Genomic DNA, 23379 nt, shown 5'->3' on the forward strand with positions numbered 1-23379 from the left:
AATCCTAACAATTTCCTTCTATGTAATGTTATTAAAATTGGTCAGTCCATAGCCAAATATATTTGTTGTCAATTTTACTTTGTACAATATACCCATTATGCTTATTCTTACTTCCATAATTTACTACAGAGACTGTACAATCCAAATAATCTTTATTCTCAATCTTATCTAATATCTCATAAAGAGTTTCATTGTTGCCGCACAGAGTGTCTTGTTTATATAAGATATTATCTTTTGAAAAAATAGTACAGTCTTTCTTTAATTCCGGATTAAAATATGTCATCAAATAGGCTACAATATCATCTTTTGTATCAACAATAAATTTATCATCATACTCAGTAAAGTTCCTTACATCAAAAATAAACACTTCTATTTTATCTCTTCGTCCGCCAGTGACAGGCTCATAAATATATAAACACAAAGGCATTTCACATTCATAACCTACATAACTATAATTATGAGGGATAAAAATATGATTATTCTTTTGAGGCATTAGATTGAATTCTTTTATATCGGAATGATTATTATTCACAAACAGCAATTTTATTTCATCAAAACTCTGTGAGGAACTGTAATTACTCCATATAATTTCTCTTTTAGTACAAGCCGAAAAAAAGAGAACTACACTAATCAAGCATGTCAGAAATCCAATGATATTCTTTCTTATTTGATAATAAATCTTTGTTTTCATTTAAATATTTAATAGCCTCCTCACGAGATAAAATTTTATTTTCAACTTTATTTTTTTTTACATTCATAATTGTAACAGTTATATTCCAACTAGTTATACTACCACCTGATTCTGTATATTTAAATTTTATATCTCCCACATGGCCTTCAGATAAATTCGATAACACCCTCAATAATAATCCAGCTCCATCAAGCACTGTTGCTGTATTAGTTATAGCAGGCGGTTTCCTCTGATTTTCATTATTATAATCATTTTCACTATACATACCTCTTGGCAATGCAGAACCCAAAGCAATAATAGGATTGCTATCCAGAAGTATTTCCTTTGGGATATTTTGTTTGTAAGGATCTATTATAAAATTTTGTACAGATTTACCATCGTCATAGAATTTATTTAACAATGCATTATTTACTTTTACAGGATCGACAGGTGGTAATGGAGGCGTTGAACTTGATTTTAGCATCAAACATACAGCAGCAATTAGGATAAAACCTCCAATGATACTTTCCCCATCCGGATCAGTATACTTCACCGGATTATTCCCAGCATAATGATAAACATGCAAGTTTACCATGTTATATACACCGCCAAGTCCCGGTAAGTTTTCATTGTGTTTCTTTGCCTCATCATTTATCGGAGCTTTGGGTATATAATCATTCAGTGCAGGATCACCACTCAGCCATCTACTATACTTAGGATCAAGATATCTAGCACCATAGTAATACAACCCCGTCTCTTCATCCATCTCTTTTCCCGTAAACCTAAAGGGCAGTTTATCCAATCCAGCTGCAACTTCCTCTATCCATAACTCTCCGTAGGGCGTATACTCTATATGTTCATATTGCCTGCCCCTCCAGTCGGTTACAAATTGTGCACTTCCTAAGTGGTCGCTGTGGTAGTAGTAACGCTTTGCCTTTTGTTCATCGTTGTCGCCTTGGTTATCTGTGTGGGTCATCTCTTTTGAAAATATACACGCCGTCTGCGGCGTCGCTTCAAAAAAATTAATCCTCAACGTACATATAGTACGCCTGCGGTTAATTTTTTCTCGCTCCTTGCATCCATCATGTCTATTTTCAAAAGGCCTGTCAGTGGAGGTGTTTAGTAAATTTAAAAGTTTAATCCCCGATGTTTTGCCGAATGGCAAAACTCGAAGCTCAAAGGGGCGTAAGCACCTTTGAGCAGCGGACTGCTCAATTTTGTTTTTTAGCATTATGAAGAAAACAAAATTGAACATCGCGCTTTCCGCTCCAATCTTTTTGCTGCATGGGCTTTTTTCAGGCGGTGTTTTTACGCTGCCGCTCCAAAAACCGCATTTGCTTAAATACACCGCAAAAAGGATTTCTGCTTCAATCGCTGTCCGAAAGAGATAGTTAGGTTGTGAATAAATGCAAGGTTTTGGTTTCATTGTTTATTACTTTTCTTTTGCTTCATTTTTTTGCGGGCATATTCTTTTTCCCCTTTATTTAAAGCTTCAAATGAATCATACACTCTCCCATCTTTCGCGTATGGAGTTACAGCAACTACATAATTACCGGCAAGAGGTTTGTGTTTTATAAGAGGACCTGAAAGTTTCACCATGTGTAAAGGAAGAACTCTATTTCTATACTCAACTAAAGGTGTAACATAACTCATTTCCACCGTTTCAATATCTGCAAAATCAAGGTCAAAACATACATCAACCGTTTCATTATTAGCAAGTTCGCCTATATACCTTGTATTCAACTTATAGTTATTATCTGATACTTTTATAATTTCCAGTACTTTATATTTTTGAATCATATCCACTACATATAAATATTCGTCATCACAAATATCAATCTGGATGGGAGTTCTAAATGTATTCGTAACACCGAGCCCCCAAGAAAATTTAGTTTCAACCCAAAATGAAAGCCCTTTTCTGTCTTCCTCCATATAGATTCCCAAAATATTTTTAATATCGTACTCAGAAACATTATAATCATTTGCATATTTTATGTATGAGGAATTTTCACAATATAAAGTAAAAGCTGCAAGACATATAAGTAAAATAATTATAAGTACTTTTTTCATTCTTTTATCTCCTTTGTTTGAAATTTGAAATAATCAATTCTATCAATATTTATAATGGTAATTTCACCTAAAGGATCCCACACTAATTTCCCTTCCGAATCACCTTCTCCAAAATGTCCATAGCCATAAGTATTTTTTTCTGTTTTTACCGTTGAAGCTTGAGCTTCATTAGCATTTTTTGCCTTTAAGGCTTGTTCATCGCTTCCTAAAATATTCAAGGCATAATTTATTATAGCTATAGCATTCTTTACTAAATATTCCTTATTTTTTTCCATACCAACAATATCATTTTCAATAAGATAGCCAATTCCCGTAGTTACTTGTTCAGCCGTCATATTTTTCCCCGTTCGAGTTTGCGCTATTCCAAATAAACTCATAATAAAACATGGTCCGTAGTCAGGGATATTATTTGTTCCCATAATAACTCGATTTTCAAGTAAATTTTGATCGGCAGAATGTTTATTATTAGATTGGTTCAAATTCTGCATTTTGAAGTACCAATCTAATGTTCCGCCGGTATATTGATTACCGGCAATATGATCATTTCCCGTAGGATCTACATATTTAATTGGGTTATTGCCACCGTAATGGTATACGTTAAAGTTTACCGTATTATATATACCGCCCTCTCCTACAGAAGAACCAGCCATGTAATCATTCAGTGCAGGATCACCACTCAGCCACCTACTATACTTCGGATCAAGATACCTCGCCCCATAGTAGTACAGTCCCGTCTCCTCGTCAAGTTCTTTCCCCGTAAACCTAAACGGCAGTTTATCCAACCCTGCAGCAACTTCTTCTATCCAAAGTTCTCCGTAGGGTGTATACTCTATGTGTTCGTACTGTCTGCCTCGCCAATCTGTTACAAATTGAGCGCTTCCTAAATGGTCTGAATGGTAATAGTAACGCTTTGCCTTTTGTTCGTCGTTGTCTCCACTATTATCTGTGTGGGTCATGGCGGTTACAAGACGTGAGTTTCCTACGAAGATGTGTTTGTGTACACGTAGTCCTTGAGGGTTGTTCTGGTCTTGTGTTGGTATGTGTATTGTGAAAAAATTGTTAAAGTATAAGGTTTCACTTCGCCCCTCGTCTGTGTATTTAAGTGCCCTCTGTCCGTCTTCGCCGTAGCGGTAGTGTACTGTGTAGTTTCTGTCGCTCGATTTGGTTAAGAGGTTGCGCTCGTTCCAAGTGTAGTTACGCCTGTAGGCAAATAGGTCTTGCGGGTTTGACTGTTCCGTTTCTTTAGGAGCGTCAAGCCCAAATCCGTAGTCTGCACCGTATACGTCTTGTTCTTCAAAATATGAGTATGTAAATACAAACTCTTCTTCATCGGTAAAGGGCCCGTCTTTTTCTGCCGTTATATTGCCGTTCGCATCATATCGATAGTATCTAGTTCCGGCTCTTATTAATCTGTGTGCATAAGCCGGGTCATACTCGTAATTCAAGTTATAGTCAAGTTCAGCTTTTGGATACGAGTTCCCTTGAGAGCCGGGTATGTTTGTGGTGCTTAGCTTATTGGTCATGTTGCCTTCTTTTGAAAATATGCGGGCATCTCCTGCGTCGCACGGCAAAAAAGTGTCCTCGACGTATACCCGATACGCCTGCGGTACTTTTTTGCCTAACTCCTTGTATCTGCTCCACCTATTTCCAAAAGGCATCGTTTTTCCGCTTCCTACCGTAAGCGGAAAAACCTCCGATAAGTTGTTTTTATTTAATAATAACTTTCTTTTGGCGGACTGCTGACACTTGTGCACTATCATAATTATGTAAAAGTACACAAGTGTCAGCACCGCGCTTTTCAGGGCTACGCTATCGCTTCGGTACCTTTCCGCAGAAATTACTGCGGAAAGATGTACAGCAAAAGCAATTTTGATAAATTGCTTTTGCTCCCTTGCAATCGCTGTCCGAATGAGATAGTTAGGCTGTGGGTAAAAATAAAGTTCTGTTTTCATAGTTTTTTTACTAAGATCTTTAAAAAGTACATTTTACTATTTTAAATTCAAAATACGGTTTTGTAATATATGAGAAATATACGCGAAATTCTGTTCCATCACTATCAATAAATTCTCTCAATTTACCATCTTTAATAATATAAGGGCACAGGAAATAATCTCCATTCCATTGGTAAACACGTTGTGCTACAAAAAAACATAATTGGTCTCTAAATATGCCGAATATTCTGGGATCGATGTCTTTATTATAAAAAGCGTTATCCAACTCATAAAACCGGATTTTCTTTAAATCCGTTATGTCAAAAATAAAATATTTATACAAGTAATAAGCACTCAGATTGCCGATAAGTACCAAATAGCGATTTTCATTATATTGTATCAAGTAAAAAATTTGTTTATGCAAGAAAATATCATCACCGATAAAATCAAATTCTTGATTGCACAGCTCAATTTTTCCGTGTTTTTTTTCTTTAGCTCCACTAAAATTCTGACAAGGATAATATCTTATACTTTCTATACCAGCTAAATCTTCAAAGGTTGAAATATAACATTCAGTAAAGTCTTCCCTTTCCAAGTATCTATGTTCAAGCCATCCGGTAGTTTTAATTTTTACAGGTGTATAAGTACATTCCTTTATATCATAAAAATCCATATAATTCTGAGAATATAAGAAAAATGGATAAAATAATATAAAAGCGAGCGCAGAGGTAGAGCGTATCACTGATATGATCTTGAACCTGTTACATTTTGATAATGCGGACTTAGTTTCCAAAAAATTGTTCCTCCATATGCAGCTGTTGAATCTAGTTTATGATTCCAAGGTGTTCCTCGATTTGCTCCAGATGGATACCAATGTTCTTGAAAAGGTCCTACCGTAGAATCGCCTGTTCCATAAATATCATGATTTTGATTTGTATAATGAATTCCCCATTCTGTTTTATGTTCATTCGTTTGTATATCTGCACCATCCCAATAATAAGCTCCATTTGATTTTCCTCTAGTGGTTCCCAGTATTGTACTCATTGCTGCATTGCGGGCATTATTTAGTTTTGAGTCACTATTCAATAGACGGTTGTCAGTTACAGTTTTTCGAGATGATGCATTATAACCGTTGACTTGTCCATTTTTTTCAATTTCTGTATTTGCAGATGTATTTGCATATTCAGCTCGATTCATTATAACATCCCCAATAGCTTGCATTTCATCCAAATCATTTGTTGCTTCTCCATAAAGTGCAGCTGTCATTTTTTCAAAATCCGATTGTGTACCAACTAAAGTATTAACTTGATCTCTCGTCATATAAATATTTGATGTTTCACTATTTGCAGTAGTTAAATAGTTTCCATTTTCATCATAATAAAGATCATCACATCCCGTAGGATCGACATATTTAATCGGATTATTTCCGCCATAATGGTATACATTAAAGTTTACCGTATTATATATACCGCCCTCACCAACAGATGAGCCAGCCATATAATCACCCAACGCAGGATCACCTGACAACCACCTCGAATACTTCGGATCTAAATAACGTGCACCGTAGTAGTACAGTCCCGTCTCCTCATCCAGCTCTTTTCCCGTAAACCTAAACGGCAGTTTATCAATTCCAGGTGCGGTCTCCTCAATCCAAAGTTCGCCATACGGTGTGTATTCTATATGCTCGTATTGTCTGCCGTTCCAGTCGGTTACAAACTGCGCACTTCCAAGGTGGTCTGAATGATAGTAATACCGTTTCGCCTTTTGTTCTTCGTTATCGCCGTGGTTATCCGTGTGTGTCATTGCTGTTACTAATCTTGAATTTCCTACAAATATGTGTTTATGTACTCTTAAGCCTTGCGGGTTGTTCTGGTCTTGGGTGGGAATATGTATTGTAAAGAAATTATTAAAATATAAGGTTTCACTTCTTCCCTCATCGGTATATTTGAGAGCTCGCTGTCCGTCTTCACCATAGCGGTAGTGTACTGTGTAGTTTCTGTCGCTTGATTTGGTTAAGAGGTTGCGCTCGTTCCAGGTGTAGTTGCGCCTGTAGGCAAATAGGTCTTGCGGGTTTGACTGCTCCGTTTCTTTAGGTGCGTCAAGACCGAAGCCGTAGTCTATTCCGTATACATCTTCATCTTTTGAAAATATGCGGGCATCTCCTGCGTCGCTACGCAAAAATAAATGCTCGACGTATACCCGATACGCCTCCGCTTTATTTTTACTAGGCTCCTTGTATCTGCTCCACCTATTTCCAAAAGGCATCGTTTTTCCGCTTCCTACCGTAAGCGGAAAAACCTCCGATAAGTTGTTTTTATTTAATAATAACTTTCTTTTGGCGGACTGCTGACACTTGTGCACTATCATAATTATGTAAAGTACACAAGTGTCAGCTCGCTTTCAGGCTCCGCTATCGCTTCGGTATCTTTCCGCAGAAATTACTGCGGAAAGATGTACAGCAAAAGCAATTTTTATAAATTGCTTTTGCTCCCTTTCAATCGCTGTCCGAAAAATGAGATAGTTGGGTTGTGAATACAAATAAAGTTTTGGCTTCATAGCTTTTTATATTTACCTTAATTGTTTTATCAAATAATTTTTAACTCTGTCCCATAAATTTTCTGTCTCTTGGCTGTCATACATTTTTACATCTTTGTATTCTTTCATTTTTCATATCCTAGATTACATAAGTATTTCTATGGTTTAAACCTGTCTACCCAAGAAGAGTCTTCTGCTTTATTGCATAGATTCCATAAATACTGAATATCTGAATCTAATTGAATTGTTATATATAGATTTCCGTTTTTCTCTAAATATTCATACCCGAAATATTCAAGAATCTTTATCATATTTTTTTTATATTCATCTGAATAATCAACTTCTCTAATAAATGCATGTTCTTTTTCGCTATAGACAATTTTTGTAAAACGAATATATAAGTGCGGTTCATTCGCAAAAGATTTAAATATAGCAAATACTAAAAATTGAGTTATTATAATAATAATTTTAAAATTCTTTTTCATAGTTTGTACTCCAGTTTGAACGCATCATAAAAGATGCTGCCATACCATTTTCTACCAATTTATTGGCTTCAGAATCCCAATAAATTCCTTTATTAGGAATATAAACAGCACCAAGATCATTATGCCAATCATATGGATCCCAAAAAACAAATGAAATGCTGCCTTTTATCATAGTTTTTCCATTATTTTTACTGATATTTACATTACAAAAGGCAGTAATCGTAAATGTTCCAGAAGCGTAAAATAATTCAGTTTTAGAAGATGCTGTTTGTTGGTTAGCATATCCTTGGGTTTTCCCAAAAGGTCCATAAGTCGTGTCAATATTAGATGGAACTTCGTTCAGAAGTCTTGTTTCTCCATTTTTCATACTATTCGCTATAGTTTTAAATTCTGCTTCGTAATATGAAATACAAATATTTTGAGCTTTATTTACTTCATCAAATGAACGCAGCCAATTAGAATCCAAATTAACAGTAGTTCCTTTTGCACTTAAAAAATGTAGTAAATTAGATGCAGCTACAGTTGAACCTGCTTCTTGACTGGATAAAGCCAAATCCTTGTACTTTGCATAGATAGTTTCAAGATCATCTTCTCTTCCATCCGGATCGGTATACTTAATCGGATTATTTCCCGCATAATGATAAACATGCAGATTGACAACATTAAACACACCGCCCATACCGGGTAAGTTCTCATTATGCTTCTTCGCCTCATCGTCAATAGGAGCTTTGGGTATGTAATCACCCAATGCCGGATCGCCTGACAGCCACCTACTGTATTTAGGGTCTAAGTACCTCGCCCCGTAATAATACAGCCCGGTCTCTTCGTCAAGCTCCTTACCCGTAAAGCGGAAAGGTAACTTGTCCAACCCCGCAGCGACTTCTTCAATCCAGAGTTCGCCATACGGCGTGTACTCTATGTGTTCATATTGTTTACCTCGCCAGTCGGTTACGAATTGCGCGCTTCCCAAATGGTCACTGTGGTAGTAATACCGCTTTGCTTTTTGCTCTTCGTTGTCACCACTGTTATCTGTATGTGTCATCGCGGTTACTAATCTTGAATTTCCCACAAAGATGTGTTTGTGTACACGTAAGCCTTGCGGGTTATTCTGGTCTTGTGTGGGAATATGTATCGTGAAAAAGTTATTAAAGTAAAGCGTTTCGCTTCTTCCTTCGTCTGTGTATTTAAGTGCCCGCTGTCCGTCTTCTCCGTAGCGGTAGTGGACTGTGTAGTTTCTGTCGCTTGATTTGGTTAAGAGGTTTCGCTCGTTCCAAGTGTAGTTACGCCTGTAAGCAAAGAGGTCTTGCGGATTTGCCTGCTCGGTTTCTTTAGGTGCGTCAAGGCCGAAGCCGTAATCTGCACCATAAACATCTTCTTCTTCAAAGTATGAGTATGTAAATACAAACTCTTCTTCGTCTGTGAATGGACCGTCTTTTTCGGCTGTGATGTTGCCGTTTGCGTCATAGCGGTAATAACGGTTACCTGCTCTTATTAGGCGGTGTGCATAGGCAGGGTCATACTCGTAAGCTAGGCTATAGTCAAGTTCAGCTTTGGGGTAAGAGTTTCCTTGTGCACCGGGTATGTTTGTGGTGCTTAATTTTTCTTTCATGTTTCCTATGCCATCAAAGGCAAAGGTTTGTCTGTATTTTGCAATGCTTACAGGTGTTGTTCCAGAGCTTTTTTTAGCCTTGTATTGGTTACTTGTTCCTTCTACGCTTATAAGTTGATAAAGATTATCGTAAGAGTATGTTTGTTTTGTCTCGTAAGTACTTGCATCATTATTATAGCCTAGGACGTTTCCTACAGGGTCGAATGAGTACTTTATTTTTTGAAAGACGTCTTGAGTTTGGTTATTCTTTGTTTCTATTGTATCTAACCAACGCCGCTTCTCATCGTATTTGTATCTTGTTTCTACGCCGTTTCCATATTTGATGTAGACGCGCTGTGCGTGTTCATCATAAAGTATTTTATCGACGTAGGAGTATTCTGCCGTACCTTTTGATGAGGTCTTTACTCCGCTAACGCCCCTCAGCTGTCCGCCTTTGTCGTAAGAGTAAGTTATTGTTTCTCCGTCGGGGTACTTCATGCTCTGCATTCGCCCAAGATAGTCCGAGCGGTATTCAAAGCTTACAGTTTCAGGACTGCTTCCTGCTCCGTAGCGGTTTATGGTTCTTGTTTCGCTTGTTACCTCATTGAGATAGCCGTACCTGTATCTTGTTTCTCCTGTTTCGTCTTTTTTATAAATTACCTGACCTGCACCTTTTTGTTCCGGCTCTCCGTATTCGTATTCGATATCAATGCTAAAAGGATAGTCTGTCTTTACTATGCGGTCAAAGCCGTCGTATTCGTACCGTATTTCGGCAGCTTTGTTTTTTAATACCGAATCCGTTTCTGCGTAAAGCCGTCCTTTATCGTCGTATATCCATTCTTTTTTGCCTGTGTCCTTGCTTTCAAGCGCCGTTCTTCTTCCCAATAGGTCATACGTTACCGATAAAAGGTTTTCGTTTGCGTCGTATGCTCGCAGCATTTCTCCTAATACGGAGTATTCGTATCGTGCTTTGGTAAGTAAGGTATTGTTTTTGTCCAGCCTCTCTACTTCCCTAATGTTTCCTCTTGCATCTTTTTTGCTTATGCTTATGTTTTCTTTCGGGTCGGTTGCCCTTGTTATTTGAAGCGAAGCGTCTATCGAGTATTCGGTTTTTTGTGTGTTCCCGTCTGGCAAAACCGTTAATATGTTTCGGTCAATATCGTCATACTCGTATTTTGTGCCGTTTCTTATCTTTGTAAAATCGTTTAGTTCATAAAACTGTTCTATTGCTTGATAAGAGTTTTTACTTGATAGTTCTTGCTCTAAATCTCCTCCGTAAAAGAATGGCATTCCTTCTTCTATCTTTCGTCCTACATTATCATAGTTTATTGCACTTGAGATATTCCAGCCTGTTTGGGTTTGCTCATCGGTTCCGTCTACATATACTTCCCCCTCTTTTGCCGTGTAAGTTATGCGTCCTAGTCCGTCGTGGAGTACCTCTTTTGAAAATATGCGGGCATCTCCTGCGTCGCTACGCAAAAATAAATGCTCGACGTATACCCGATACGCCTCCGCTTTATTTTTACTAGGCTCCTTGTATCTGCTCCACCTATTTTCAAAAGTCCTGTCAGTAGGGTTGTTTAATAATAGTTTTGTTTTGGCGGACTGCTGACACTTGTGCACTATCACAATTATGTAAAAGTACACAAGTGTCAGCACCGCGCTTTCCGCTCCAATCTTTTTGCTGCATGGGCTTTTTTTAGGCGGTGTTTTTACGCTTACGCTCCAAAAACCGCATTTGCTTAAACACACCGCAAAAAGGATTTCCGCTTCAATCGCTGTCCGAGAAGTGAGATAGTTAGGTTGTGAATAAATGCAAAGTTTTGTTTTCATAGTTTTTTTCTAATATCTTATATAACTTATTTTTATTAAAGATATTTATAATTCTATATCTCTAATATCATAATAAAACATCTAAACTTATTTATAATTTTATAAAAATAGATTTTAAAAGTAATTTTAAAAAAAACACGATTACATAATATGAAATTATATTTGTTATTAATAAAAAAACAAGAGTTATATGTAATATTTTTTTATCAGCACCAACAAATTTAACGGATAAAAATATTAACATTAATAATAAAGTATGGTAACCGTGTATAAGCCAACATAGTTTATCACCTAAAAATAACTGAAAAGCAACATATCCTCCTAAAAAATCAAAAAAAATATTATTTGTATTCATTGAACCAGTGACAGCATAATCGATACCCAATAATATAAAATATACAAACCATCCTAAAATGATTAATTCAGTAATAAAAAATATTTTTTTCATTCTATCTCCATTTTTACAAAAAATCTAACAAAAAACAATTTTTCCTTTTCTTTAGATATTGAAAATGTTTTTCCAGCATCGAAAGGTGCTTTTATTTTATCAACAGCAGTAAATACTAATGTATCCTTTTTAGAAAAATCAATTGAATATTTTACTACTTCTTGTTTTATTATAAAGGCCTATTCTAGTATTATTCTCGGTATTTGCAAATCATAATACTAACCATCTTCGTTATATTTTCTTACAATAAATTGTTTATCAGAAAAAAAAGGAAATTCAAATAAATAATTTTTATAATATATATCAAAATATAAAATTAATAATGATTTAATAAATTCACCATCCTTAAAGTATACCTTCTCATCGTTAGAAATCAAAACAGAATCATATGTAGAAACCTGATCTTTAGGCTTTAGTAACATCAGTTCTTTTTCAAGAATAATTTTTGAATTTTCTTCAACAAATCCGGATTGATAAAAATCCTGAGTAATTAAAATTTCATGATCTTTAAATTTTTTAAATAGATATGACTCATACCATTCGCCTTGTAAGTTATATATATTAACATTTATATAAGTATTTTCATTTTCTTGCGTCTCTGTTTTTATAAAAATAGGATGTCTTATTTTATTCATATACAAATAGTAAGTATATCCATTATTTCTATATTTAAATTTTTCAATAATTTTTTTCACATCTATTTTAGAATCAGTTTTTTCAATATTATTAGATGTTATATTAAGAGGTCTAAAATTTTTATCAAACAACCCCTCTGAATATGAGTACAGACCTACGCCATTTTGCCAATTACCATATCTATAAGCATAATAATTAAAAAAACCATCTTCTCTTTGTATAAACACAAAACGTATAACACGGTTGTTCTCTAATGATTCATCATAAATTGACTTCACCTCCATGCTTCTAAGAATACCTGATTTAGTATAGTCATAAGTTTTCTGATAGATAGGTTTTTCTGTATCATAATCATAATAGATTGTCTTACTTATTTTGTTATTTAATAATATATCAATAAATTTTACCCTCTCACTTTTATAATAGAAACCTTTAACCCAAGAGTTCTTCTTATATTCATAAGAAAACAAATCAAATTTAATATCATCAGTATATCCAATATTTTTTAATTCATAAGTTCCATCAAAATATCGTTGATAGTAATTGAATTTCTCATTATCATCTTCACAATTAATAATTTGTAATATACATACAAAAAAAATAATCAAATTATATTTTTTTTTCATATTTACCATCCTTTAATAATTTATTTTAATATCATTATATATTGCTCGTGAGTTTTTTAATTCATTTGTAATAAATAATATAGCATCCTTACTAGGTTTTATACCATCTTTAGTTTGTATATAATTATCACTAATAACTGTAATATTTTTAATAAAATCAGAATTTCCATCTTTATTTATTTTAACTATACAACCATATTCTTGAAGATTATCAGCTAATTCTGAAATAAAGTGTTGCTCAACACCAACCATGACTAAAAATTCTTTCTCATTCTTAGTATAAACCGAAGACTCTCCTCTAGGAGTAGAAAATAAAGCAACAGCCAAATCAGTTATAGAATTAGCATAAGATACTTTCTTTGAGATAGCACCTGCTACACCTCTAACAGTTTCTAACACAATACTACTCAGATCTCCATAAGGGATGGTTACTATAGTCTGATAATCACCCAATCCCGTAGTACCGATCAAAGCCTGTATCATATCTGTAATTTTGTATAGATCAGATTGAGTTTCAGTATAACCACCGCCCAAAGGAATTATTTCCATACGAGTATTTATTGGATATAAAGATATATCTTTTATATGATATGGATTTATATTTATTCTCCCATCCGGATCCACATACTTAATCGGATTATTGCCCGCATAATGGTACACATGCAAATTAACGGTATTAAACACCCCTCCCATTCCCGGTAAATTTTCATTGTGCTTTTTAGCTTCGTCATTTATCGGTGCTGTCTTTAGGGGCGGGAAGACACTTTTGTCAGATAAAAGTTTCTTCCCTCCCCTATAACCCCTCCTATCTTTAAAATTGCTGCTTAAGGGCTCTGCCCTTAAGAATCCCGAACCTTTCTTAATATTGCACAAAATATAAAAATAAACGACTATCAACTCCGCCATGGATGGCGGTGGTTCAAGCTTGCAAGTTTTGCTTATGCAAAACTTGCTATCAACATCCGTACAAGGAAGTACGGATGTTGATGACACCGCGCTTTTCAGGGCTCCGCTATCGCTTCGGTATCTTTCCGCAGAAATTGCTGCGGAAAGATGTACAGCAAAAGCACTTTTGATAAATTGCTTTTGCTCCCTTACAATCGCTGTCCGAGAAGATGTGAGGTAGTTTAATTGTTTCAATACACAGTTATTTTTCATATTATTCTAACTCTTTTCCTACAACTATTATCGGTTCATCATACTATTACAATTTACGTCCTACATAACTCCATATTTTACTTATACATAAGTCTGAATATCTTTCTCCTTTGTACACATCAAGAATAGTAATTGTAATTATTTTATCACTTATAAATTCTTTGAAACGTAATACTTGGGGGTTAGGAGTATCTTTTAAATCAAAGAAATACTCCTTTAAAATATTCTTTTGAGTATTACTTAATGTTACCTTTATCTTTTTAGGTCTTGCATTATCCTTATATAAATGAGGCTTATTATAAGAAATAAATCCTGAACAAAGCATTAGAATAACATCATGCTTAGAATCTTCGTATTCAACTCTTTCATCTCTATCATTATAGCCTTTATATAATCTATCAATTATAATGGATTCGTTTATACCATTATTAGGAGCCGCCCAAAGTTCATCTATTTTCTTTGATACAATATTTTTTGCAGAATATTTAATATCACCTTCCATTACCTCCTTTGTTGCATATATTGATTCATCTTTATTTATCCAATCATGCGTATAAAATCCTTCCATATTGTTAAGCATACTAATACCTGATTGATAAACATATCCGTCTTTCTCATAAAAAGCACAAAAATTCTTATTATATAAAAATAAATATGTTTTAGGCTTTTTACTATTAAATATTGTTATAAAAGGAACTCCGCTTTTATATTCCAGCTTATAATCATAAATAGTTTTCTGGTTTGCTTCGTCTTTATCCAAATCATAAAAAAGTACCTTATTATTTTTTAAGAAAGTCATCGATAATGGCGGTGAAATAGCATATGTATAGCCTGCAGGAACTTCTGCTCCATATACCAAGCTACCTAATACAATAAAACATAATGTAATAAAAGACACAATCTTTTTTTTCATTCATTTTCTCTTTAATTTATATTTCATCACGCATAGGAAAAATATTAGGATCCAAAATAGGCAATGAATCCTTTATTATCATTTTAATTTTTGAGCCATATTTATCAAAGTCTCTATCATTAAGTGTTCCTTTATATTCAAAGCCCAATTTTTTGAAAAAGGAATTTATTTTATTAAAATCTTTCATTTTTAGAATTTGACAGCCTAAACCATAGGGCTGTAGCCAAGGCCCTCCTGTTTTTTCTGTAAACTGATCAGGATGTACTAAAAAGTTATCATCTAAACTAGCACCCAGTGCTTCATTTATAATATGCATCGGATTAGTATATGAATTAGACTTTTCAAGTAAATAAATGTTATACTCTCCTTCAGGTAAAGTCATTCCATTATATTGGGGATTTCCATTATTCAAATTAGGATGATCTGCAGTAGATTGAACAGACACAGTAATAATTGCAATATTATATACCCGTACTTCAAATGTTGATTTAAAATATTTATCAACACCCCTCCCCAAGTTACCATTATCTAAATAGCTTCTCTCAATATGTATAACCGTATTTTCTCTAATATTTTCAAAAAAAATTTTTACACTATCCCATAAAGCTTTCCCATCCGGATCTACATATTTGACCGGATTATTCCCGGCATAGTGATACACATGCAGATTAACGGTATTAAACACCCCTCCCATTCCCGGTAAATTCTCGTTGTGTTTCTTTGCCTCATCATTTATCGGAGCTTTTGGTATATAATCATTTAGTGCCGGATCGCCTGACAACCACCTACTGTATTTCGGATCCAAGTACCTCGCTCCATAATAGTACAGTCCCGTCTCTTCATCCAGTTCCTTGCCGGTAAACCTAAACGGTAACTTATCTATCCCCGCAGCGACTTCTTCAATCCAGAGTTCGCCATACGGTGTGTATTCTATATGCTCGTATTGTCTTCCTTTCCAGTCGGTTACGAATTGTGCGCTTCCTAAGTGATCGCTGTGGTAGTAGTAACGTTTAGCCTTTTGTTCTTCGTTGTCGCCTTGGTTTTCCGTATGCGTCATCTCTTTTGAAAATATGCGGGCATCTCCTGCGTCGCACGGCAAAAAAGTGTCCTCGACGTATACCCGATACGCCTGCGGTACTTTTTTGCCTAACTCCTTGTATCTGCTCCGCCTATTTTCAAAAGTCCTGTCAGTGGGGTTGTTTAGTAATAACTTTCTTTTGGCGGACTGAGAAATGAAGTTGATGGGTAATTTCCAATTGCAATTGAATTTCATAATTCTAAAACCAACCTTTTTTCTTTTTTCCTCTATCTTCTTCAATCAAAAGCCCAGAAATAAATCCTAAAATTATCATACAAACATATGTTATTAATTTGGTTCCTAAAGAAACAATTAAATAACATGCTATGAATCTCAAAATAAATTCAGAAATTTCTTTAATTTTATATATTCGCTCTCTGAAATCTGTATCAGGATCATATATATACAAGTATTTTTTATTAAACGGACGTATTAACCATCTACCTAAGAAAAAAAAAGTAAAAATCAATAAACTACAATTTATTAGAACTAACAATATTTCCATAAATACCTCATCAATAATTTAAATTTTCCGTACATGTAATAATTGGCTTACCATCACTATCTTCTCTTTCACGTTTATATACATTGGTAGTTCGATTCCCAGAATTTATCACACCAGAACTATCACTTACAACTTCTAACTCTGTATTTGTTTCTATTTTCATTCCTGATTCATATTTAAACACATATTTAGAACCTGTATATGAACTAATTCCTGCCAAAATACCATTTATAATTTTCGCTATATTATTGCCATCAATTTGTTTCATTGTAAAAGCAATTAATATGGATGAAATTAAAGTATAACCCATATCTATTCCTACATTCATGTCATTAGCCAATTTTGTACCGGCTTCAGTATCCTTAATCAAAAAAGAAGAATTGATGGAATACTGTTCAAAAATCTTTCCATTATCCATATAACTTGTATAATTTATAGTAGTAGTATACTTATATGCATCAGTTTCTGCATTAGTTACAGTTATTTGAATAAAGGGTTCATCAATAGTGCCTTTACCAGACTGCTTAGTTTCTCTACCATCCGGATCAGTATACTTAACAGGATTATTCCCGGCATAATGATACACATGCAAGTTTACAACATTAAACACGCCTCCCATGCCCGGCAGGTTTTCATTGTGCTTCTTCGCTTCATCATCTATCGGAGCCTTTGGTATATAATCATTTAACGCCGGGTCTCCTGACAACCACCTACTATACTTCGGATCTAAGTACCTTGCTCCATAATAATACAGTCCGGTTTCCTCGTCAAGTTCCTTACCCGTAAACCTAAACGGCAGTTTATCTAATCCTGCAGCAACTTCCTCGACCCATAGTTCGCCGTATGGTGTATATTCTATGTGCTCATATTGTTTACCACGCCAATCTGTTACAAATTGCGCACTTCCAAGGTGGTCTGAATGGTAGTAGTAACGCTTTGTCTTTTGTTCATCGTTATCTCCACTATTATCCGTATGTGTCATTGCGGTTACAAGCCGTGAGTTTCCTACGAATATGTGTTTGTGTACTCTTAAGCCTTGAGGGTTGTTTTGGTCTTGTATCGGTATGTGTATTGTAAAGAAGTTATTGAAGTATAAGGTTTCGCTTCGCCCCTCGTCTGTGTATTTAAGTGCCCGCTGTCCGTCTTCACCGTAGCGGTAGTGGACTGTGTAGTTTTTGTCGCTCGATTTTGTTAAGAGGTTTCGCTCGTTCCAAGTGTAGTTACGCCTGTAAGCAAAGAGGTCTTGCGGATTTGCCTGCTCGGTTTCTTTAGGTGCGTCAAGGCCGAAGCCGTAATCTGCACCATAAACATCTTCTTCTTCAAAGTATGAGTATGTAAATACAAACTCTTCTTCGTCTGTGAATGGACCGTCTTTTTCGGCTGTGATGTTGCCGTTTGCGTCATAGCGGTAATAACGGTTACCTGCTCTTATTAGGCGGTGTGCATAGGCAGGGTCATACTCGTAAGCTAGGCTATAGTCAAGTTCAGCTTTGGGGTAAGAGTTTCCTTGTGCACCGGGTATGTTTGTGGTGCTTAATTTTTCTTTCATGTTTCCTATGCCATCAAAGGCAAAGGTTTGTCTGTATTTTGCAATGCTTACAGGTGTTGTTCCAGAGCTTTTTTTAGCCTTGTATTGGTTACTTGTTCCTTCTACGCTTATAAGCTGGTACAGGTTGTCGTAAGAGTATGTTTGTTTTGTTTCATACGTACTTGCATCATTATTATAGCCTAGGACGTTTCCTACAGGGTCGAATGAGTACTTTATTTTTTGAAAGACGTCTTGAGTTTGGTTATTCTTTGTTTCTATTGTATCTAACCAACGCCGCTTCTCATCGTATTTGTATCTTGTTTCTACTCCGTTTCCGTAGCGTATGTAAACTCGCTGTGTGTGTTCGTCATCTTTTGAAAATATACGGGCATCTACTGCGTCGCACGGCAAAAAAGTGTCCTCGACGTATACCCGATACGCCTGCGGTACTTTTTTGCCTAACTCCTTGTATCTGCTCCGCCTATTTTCAAAAGTCCTGTCAGTGGGAATTTTAGATAGCGATAGTTTTTTATTTAAGCACCTTTGAGCGGCGGACTGTTCAATTTTGTTTGTCATTATAATATAAAAGAAAACAACTATCAACTCCGCCAAGGACGGCGGTGGTTCAAGCTTGCAAGTTTTGCGTATGCAAAACTTGCTATCAACATCCGTACAAGGAAGTACGGATGTTGATGATACAGCTCTTTTCAGGGCTCCGCTGTCGCTTCGGTATCTTTCCGCAGAAATTACTGCGGAAAGATGTACAGCAAAAGCAATTTTTATAAATTGCTTTTGCTCCCTTCCAATCGCTGTCCGAGGGAGATAGTTGGGCTGCCTATGATTATAATTATTCTTCATCAAATATCCTCGGTGTACACATTTTCTTAATAAGTATGTTTATATTTAAAATTTTTCAAGCATTTCCTCATAATTATCAGGATAGGTATATTTTATATGATACTTCGTTCTATCAGAAATAGGCGTTGCATAATAATCGACACCCTGTCTTTTAAATTCGGCGATTATATCCTGCTTTAATTTATATTCTTTACTATCTAACGGAAACACCCAAGAATAATCACGTAAGATATTTACAGGATATATTTTTTCTTTTCGTGATATATACAAATTCTTATCTATCATAGGGTCATAACATGCTTCAGTTATATCAGCATGGCATTCTACTATAAGATAATGAGCAATGGTATATCTCTTCAAACGTAAAGCGAGGCTTGCAGCAGTAGTACCTGCATTTCGCCGTGCATCGATATCGGCGCCGTTATTAATCAGAAGCTCTACCAATAACTTACTATCTCCTGTAAATATTGCATTCATCAATACGGTTCTGTCATCATAAGATTCTTCAAAATATGGAATATTCGGATCTGCACCATATTTTAATAATAGTTTCGTATATTTAATATTTTCATTCATATCAATACTTTTGCCTTTCCACCGCTTGCCAACAGCTAAATACAGAGGCGTGTTATTTGATGCACGTTGCATAAGATCAGGATCAGCTCCGTTTTTAAGTAATATTTCTGCTGAATTATACTTACTGTTTACAATTGCCCAATACAACAGAGGTGTACCATAAAGAGGCTCACGGTAATTTATTAATTCTTTGTCCTCAGAACAAATTTGATTTATTTTTTTTATATTTTGCGAATTAACTGCTTTTGCCAAATCCCATGCAGGAGTATTCTTAAAAATATTAATTGATATGGACGGATCAGCAGAATTAAATAAATTTCCCATAGAACCCATTATTTTTACACTTAGCCAGCCTACCGTATATAGCGTTACAGGGTTAAAAATAATAATGAGACATATAAATGAACATAATAAAATAAAAATAATTTTTGAAGTATTAGATTTCATAAAAGGAGCCTCTTTATTCTTTCAATGCTTGAATTACAGCTTCCATCGAATGTGGAAAAATTTCATGTCTTACATCATAGCCATGAGAGTGTGAATATCTTTCTTTTCCCTTATGTTGTCTTGGAAGATATGTTGTATCAATTATATCAGGAAGACTACCTTGCATTCCATGTAAAATATCTCCTGTAACAACAAATGCTTGTAAAGAATTTCCACTTTTAGATAATCCATTCAATGTAGGTTTTGCAGGATTAAATACTATTGCATTTTTCCCGGTTTTTAATGCATTCAATATTGCTTCAGCACCACCTTTCGAATGTCCTACCATTGTAACTTCTGAATATATATGGTCTTGAACAAAGTCAATTGCTATGCTTATTGACATAGCGACATCAGAAGAATCTCCAAAAAACTGATCAATGTTTTGACTCCAATCTTCAAGGTTTGTTGGTGAAGTTCCTCGATTAACTAAAGCATATTCAACATCTACAGGATAACCTTTTTCATCAATAACAAGACGCGAGTATCCCCCTATCGCACCACTACCACCATCTTGATTTAATTGATATATATTATTTAGTGTCCACCCTCCCTCTACAATATCCCCAATCTTACCATTATAAATATGTTCAGCCATTATAGCAGCTTCATATGGAGTAGGAATTTCTCCGGTGGGGTCATTATATTTTATAGGATTATTATTACCATAATTAAATACATGCAAGTTAATTGCATTATAAACTCCACCATTTGGCAGGTTCTCGTTGTGTTTCTTCGCTTCGTCATTTACAGGAGCTTGCGGTATGTAATCATTTAACGCAGGGTCTCCTGACAACCATCTCGAATATTTCGGATCAAGGTATCTGGCCCCATAGTAGTACAGTCCAGTCTCTTCATCTAGTTCTTTCCCCGTAAACCTGAACGGCAGTTTGTCTATTCCCGGTGCAGTTTCTTCTATCCAGAGCTCGCCGTATGGTGTGTACTCTATATGTTCGTACTGTCTGCCTTTCCAGTCGGTTACGAATTGTGCACTGCCGAGGTGATCTGAGTGATAGTAGTAACGCTTTGCCTTTTGCTCGTCGTTATCGCCTTGGTTTTCCGTATACGTCATCTCTTTTGAAAATATGCGGGCATCTCCTGCGTCGCACGGCAAAAAAGTGTCCTCGACGTATACCCGATACGCCTGCGGTACTTTTTTGCCTAACTCCTTGTATCTGCTCCGCCTATTTCCAAAAGTCCTGTCAGTGAGGATTTCAGATAGTGATAGCTTTTTGCTTAAGTAGCTTTGAGCTGCGGACTGCTCAATTTTGTTTTTCAATATTATGAAGAAAACAAAATTGAGCACCGCGCTTTTCAGGGCTTCGCTGTCGCTTCGGTATCTTTCCGCAGAAATTACTGCGGAAAGATGTATAGCAAAAGCACTTTTGATAAATTGCTTTTGCTCCCTTTCAATCGCTGCCCGAAATAAGAGATAGTTAGGCTGTGAATAAAAATAACTACTCTTCATTTTCTCCTAATTCTTTTACTAATTGCTTTGCTACTTCATTTCCATTACGTGCTGCTTTCTTTATCCAAAGGCGGCATCTTATTTTGCTATATTCACCATCTTTGGCAAGTAGATATTTACCATATTCATATTAACATTCTGTGCTATCTATCATTGCCAATCAATGCCAAATACTTTCACTATTCTTATAAATAAAAAGAAATAAATTCTTTTTATTTCTTTTTATTTTTAGAACGTTCACTAAGTATTGTTTTCAATGTTCTTTTTATAATATTATCAAATTTCTTTCTCGACATTATAATACTATTCACATTTATTATCTCACGTGTTTCAATTGTCATCTGAAAACCAATCAGCTTTACAAAAGCTTCATTACGAAACAATAACATAAAACTTCCATCATCAAATGCCGACTCAGAATAATCTCTCAAATCAAAAAAACTATTAATAAAGATTTTTCTATCAATTCCTAAATACGTTTTTCCTATTGCATCATTATCACTATCTTCATAAGTAGCCTTTTGATAATTTACAGCAATTTCATAATCAGAATATTTAAGAAAAAAATTTTTTCTCATTATATTTTCTGTTAAGAGATGCTCAAGCCCCAATACTATACCTCCATATAAAGTAGAATATGAATCTTCACAACCATAAGGAAAGCTATTTACAAAAATACGATATGATCCAGATGCAACAAAACTATTATCGTAAAATTCATCAAATAATAATTCAACAGCAAATTTTGATTTATTTCCAATTATCATATATCTCCTTTAGGCATAGATCTGATTGTTTTATGTATATACCCTGGCATTTGCTCAGGCTTTCCTTTAAAACTTCCATTACTTACACAATTTATTTTACAAAACCGCTATATTATCTCTAGTATTCATACCACATTCAATCTTCAAATAAAGTATTAATTAATACTTTATAACTATAAACCTTTGTATAATTACCATTTTCTGGTAATGATATCTTTAAATTTTCATTATTCTTTTCTACATCAGGAAGAAGCACACGATATCTAATTTCTAATAACTTTGTAGTAGCAGGTATTCTAAAAGAATTTGTATATGGTTGATAAAAACCATTTTTATTCTCTATAAATAAAATACCTCTTCCATCATTATATATATAATAATCTCCTATCAAATACCAATACATTTTTATTTTTGCTTTTGCTTCGAAAGATTTTTGATAGCTAACATCTATAAATGTTATATCTCTTACATCTTCAAAACTATCAATAGAGATATCATCAGCTTTAATTTCCACGATGTCTAATGCCAGAGAGCAAGTCTCTCCAAACAAAATATTTTGTTCGTTCGGTACATCATATTCCAAATTTACCGAAAACATAGTTAAATCTTCAGCAATAATTATTTTTGCAAAAGCAAAAATTAACAATAAAAAATAATTTTTTTTTGACATATTCGTTATTTCCATCTCTCAGCAGCTCCACCTGGTATAGACCTATACCCACCAAAGGCATCAAATTCTCCAGGTTTAACAAACCATGAGTTTGTTTCTTTATTATACAAGGGCATATCCCATAGATTTTGATATTTTGCTCTTTGAGGTAAACCAATAAAATTACGATACTCATTTTCCATTGCTACAGCTTTTTGTTCTTCGTAGAATAATCCCATCCATTGTTCTCGCGATGTTTTTTTGCTTTTTCCACTTCCGTCATAAGTACTGGTACCTTGCGCATTTGAATACGCATGTCCTGATATCTCATGAACCAAAGATGCCCTTAAGTCTTTTTGTATACCATCTTTATACTTTCCTATATCATTTATATTGATATTAACAATGGTATCACTACCTTTACCATTCTGAGCATTATCCCAATTTGTAGCAGCAGCATTTGTGTCTCCAGAAGTTTTTACATTTATAATAACTAAACTATCTTTTGAGTTTATTAAATAAGCAAATCTTTTTCCAGCTTCTGTATTTGATGCAACAATTTCTTTTGCAT

16 protein-coding genes and 3 pseudogenes are annotated in these 23379 nt (G+C 34.9%); all 19 read right to left on the minus strand.

The window, feature by feature from the left end:
- Window positions 1-31 precede the first annotated feature (31 nt).
- The 19 genes and pseudogenes from E4O01_RS09845 to E4O01_RS09935 all read right to left on the minus strand — a co-directional run bounded on the left by E4O01_RS09845 (window position 32) and on the right by E4O01_RS09935 (window position 22844).
- Window positions 32-691, minus strand: coding sequence for a hypothetical protein (locus E4O01_RS09845; RefSeq protein WP_253730145.1), 660 nt, complete (start codon window positions 689-691; stop codon window positions 32-34).
- 496 nt (window positions 692-1187) lie between these two features.
- Window positions 1188-2096: pseudogene (locus E4O01_RS14860) on the minus strand (RHS repeat domain-containing protein); the annotation flags it as partial.
- Entirely contained in the window at window positions 2093-2740 is a 648-nt protein-coding gene (locus tag E4O01_RS09855; protein WP_024468155.1) for a hypothetical protein, read from the minus strand. The gene E4O01_RS09855 and the pseudogene E4O01_RS14860, both read right to left, overlap by 4 nt.
- Window positions 2737-4692 carry an RHS repeat domain-containing protein gene (locus E4O01_RS14705; protein WP_305879935.1) on the minus strand — a complete coding sequence of 652 codons (1956 nt, stop codon included), beginning with the start codon at window positions 4690-4692 and terminating at the stop codon, window positions 2737-2739. The genes E4O01_RS09855 and E4O01_RS14705 overlap by 4 nt, the downstream gene beginning before the upstream one ends.
- Window positions 4693-4711: 19 nt before the next feature.
- Entirely contained in the window at window positions 4712-5344 is a 633-nt protein-coding gene (locus tag E4O01_RS09865; protein ID WP_253692044.1) for a hypothetical protein, read from the minus strand.
- 65 nt (window positions 5345-5409) lie between these two features.
- Window positions 5410-6936, minus strand: coding sequence for an RHS repeat-associated core domain-containing protein (locus tag E4O01_RS09870; protein WP_253730146.1), 1527 nt, complete (start codon window positions 6934-6936; stop codon window positions 5410-5412).
- Between the two features lie 428 nt (window positions 6937-7364).
- Window positions 7365-7691 (minus strand): hypothetical protein, encoded by a 327-nt coding sequence (locus E4O01_RS09875; RefSeq protein WP_253692046.1) that lies wholly within the window; start codon window positions 7689-7691, stop codon window positions 7365-7367.
- The gene (locus E4O01_RS09880) at window positions 7675-11112 is read right to left on the minus strand and encodes an RHS repeat domain-containing protein (protein WP_253692047.1); all 3438 of its coding nucleotides are present in this window, start codon (window positions 11110-11112) and stop codon (window positions 7675-7677) included. The genes E4O01_RS09875 and E4O01_RS09880 overlap by 17 nt, the downstream gene beginning before the upstream one ends.
- Before the next feature lie 91 nt (window positions 11113-11203).
- Window positions 11204-11560 (minus strand): hypothetical protein, encoded by a 357-nt coding sequence (locus tag E4O01_RS09885; RefSeq protein WP_253692048.1) that lies wholly within the window; start codon window positions 11558-11560, stop codon window positions 11204-11206.
- A 218-nt stretch (window positions 11561-11778) separates the two neighbouring features.
- Window positions 11779-12822, minus strand: a complete 1044-nt coding sequence (locus E4O01_RS09890) for a hypothetical protein (protein WP_253692049.1) — start codon at window positions 12820-12822, stop codon at window positions 11779-11781.
- 606 nt (window positions 12823-13428) lie between these two features.
- Window positions 13429-13563, minus strand: a pseudogene (locus E4O01_RS14865) (RHS repeat-associated core domain-containing protein); the annotation flags it as partial.
- 463 nt (window positions 13564-14026) lie between these two features.
- Window positions 14027-14893 (minus strand): NADase-type glycan-binding domain-containing protein, encoded by an 867-nt coding sequence (locus E4O01_RS09900; protein WP_253692051.1) that lies wholly within the window; start codon window positions 14891-14893, stop codon window positions 14027-14029.
- A gap of 574 nt (window positions 14894-15467) precedes the next feature.
- Window positions 15468-16028: pseudogene (locus E4O01_RS14870) on the minus strand (RHS repeat domain-containing protein); the annotation flags it as partial.
- A gap of 142 nt (window positions 16029-16170) precedes the next feature.
- Window positions 16171-16476, minus strand: coding sequence for a hypothetical protein (locus E4O01_RS09910; RefSeq protein WP_253692052.1), 306 nt, complete (start codon window positions 16474-16476; stop codon window positions 16171-16173).
- A 10-nt stretch (window positions 16477-16486) separates the two neighbouring features.
- On the minus strand, window positions 16487-18862 hold the full coding sequence (locus E4O01_RS09915) for an RHS repeat domain-containing protein (protein ID WP_253692053.1): 2376 nt from the start codon (window positions 18860-18862) through the stop codon (window positions 16487-16489).
- Window positions 18863-18907: 45 nt separating this feature from the next.
- Window positions 18908-19885: an ankyrin repeat domain-containing protein gene (locus E4O01_RS09920; protein ID WP_253692054.1), complete on the minus strand. Its 978-nt coding sequence runs from the start codon at window positions 19883-19885 to the stop codon at window positions 18908-18910.
- Window positions 19886-19898: 13 nt separating this feature from the next.
- Entirely contained in the window at window positions 19899-21392 is a 1494-nt protein-coding gene (locus E4O01_RS14715) for an RHS repeat domain-containing protein (protein ID WP_305879937.1), read from the minus strand.
- A gap of 212 nt (window positions 21393-21604) precedes the next feature.
- Entirely contained in the window at window positions 21605-22159 is a 555-nt protein-coding gene (locus E4O01_RS09930) for a hypothetical protein (protein WP_253692055.1), read from the minus strand.
- Between the two features lie 136 nt (window positions 22160-22295).
- Window positions 22296-22844 (minus strand): hypothetical protein, encoded by a 549-nt coding sequence (locus E4O01_RS09935; RefSeq protein ID WP_024466007.1) that lies wholly within the window; start codon window positions 22842-22844, stop codon window positions 22296-22298.
- Window positions 22845-23379 lie beyond the last annotated feature (535 nt).

It is taken from the genome of Treponema sp. OMZ 790, from assembly GCF_024181285.1.
GTDB lineage: Bacteria > Spirochaetota > Spirochaetia > Treponematales > Treponemataceae > Treponema_B.